Source organism: Mesobacillus maritimus, assembly GCF_019749255.1.
In the GTDB taxonomy this organism is placed as follows: Bacteria; Bacillota; Bacilli; order Bacillales; family Cytobacillaceae; genus Mesobacillus_B; species Mesobacillus_B maritimus_A.
Window position 1 is genome coordinate 1,584 of the sequence record NZ_JACWFH010000004.1, and the last position, 1,436, is coordinate 3,019.

At 54.5% G+C, this 1,436-nt stretch carries 1 rRNA gene (only partly in view); it reads left to right on the top strand.

Annotation, left to right across the window (positions count from 1 at the left end):
* Positions 1-1,374: ribosomal RNA gene (locus H0185_RS01545) — 23S ribosomal RNA — on the top strand (it extends 1,486 nt beyond the left edge of the window).
* Positions 1,375-1,436 lie beyond the last annotated feature (62 nt).

Genomic DNA, 1,436 nt, shown 5'->3' on the forward strand with positions numbered 1-1,436 from the left:
GGCTGAGCTGTGATAGCGAGGGAAATATAGTACCGAAGTTCCTGATTCCACACTGCCAAGAAAAGCCTCTAGCGAGATAAAAGGTGCCCGTACCGCAAACCGACACAGGTAGGCGAGGAGAGAATCCTAAGGTGAGCGAGAGAACTCTCGTTAAGGAACTCGGCAAAATGACCCCGTAACTTCGGGAGAAGGGGTGCTCATTTGGGTGTTAAAGCCTAGATGAGCCGCAGTGAATAGGCCCAGGCGACTGTTTAGCAAAAACACAGGTCTCTGCGAAGCCGCAAGGCGAAGTATAGGGGCTGACGCCTGCCCGGTGCTGGAAGGTTAAGAGGAGAGGTTAGCTCACGCGAAGCTTTGAATCGAAGCCCCAGTAAACGGCGGCCGTAACTATAACGGTCCTAAGGTAGCGAAATTCCTTGTCGGGTAAGTTCCGACCCGCACGAAAGGCGTAACGATCTGGGCACTGTCTCAACGAGAGACTCGGTGAAATTATAGTACCTGTGAAGATGCAGGTTACCCGCGACAGGACGGAAAGACCCCGTGGAGCTTTACTGCAGCCTGATATTGAATTTTGGTACAGCTTGTACAGGATAGGTAGGAGCCTTGGAAGCCGGAGCGCCAGCTTCGGTGGAGGCGTCGGTGGGATACTACCCTGGCTGTATTGAAATTCTAACCCGCACCCCTAATCGGGGTGGGAGACAGTGTCAGGTGGGCAGTTTGACTGGGGCGGTCGCCTCCTAAAATGTAACGGAGGCGCCCAAAGGTTCCCTCAGAATGGTTGGAAATCATTCGCAGAGTGTAAAGGCACAAGGGAGCTTGACTGCGAGACCTACAAGTCGAGCAGGGACGAAAGTCGGGCTTAGTGATCCGGTGGTTCCGCATGGAAGGGCCATCGCTCAACGGATAAAAGCTACCCCGGGGATAACAGGCTTATCTCCCCCAAGAGTCCACATCGACGGGGAGGTTTGGCACCTCGATGTCGGCTCATCGCATCCTGGGGCTGTAGTCGGTCCCAAGGGTTGGGCTGTTCGCCCATTAAAGCGGTACGCGAGCTGGGTTCAGAACGTCGTGAGACAGTTCGGTCCCTATCCGTCGTGGGCGCAGGAAATTTGAGAGGAGCTGTCCTTAGTACGAGAGGACCGGGATGGACGCACCGCTGGTGTACCAGTTGTCTTGCCAAAGGCATCGCTGGGTAGCTATGTGCGGACGGGATAAGTGCTGAAAGCATCTAAGCATGAAGCCCCCCTCAAGATGAGATTTCCCATAGCGTCAAGCTAGTAAGATCCCTGAAAGATGATCAGGTTGATAGGTCAGAGGTGGAAGCGCGGTGACGTGTGGAGCTGACTGATACTAATCGATCGAGGACTTAACCAAAACGAAAAGCGGAGGCGACTGATCAGCCTCGACAAGCGCTGGAGGGCCAGCAGTTGAAGTCG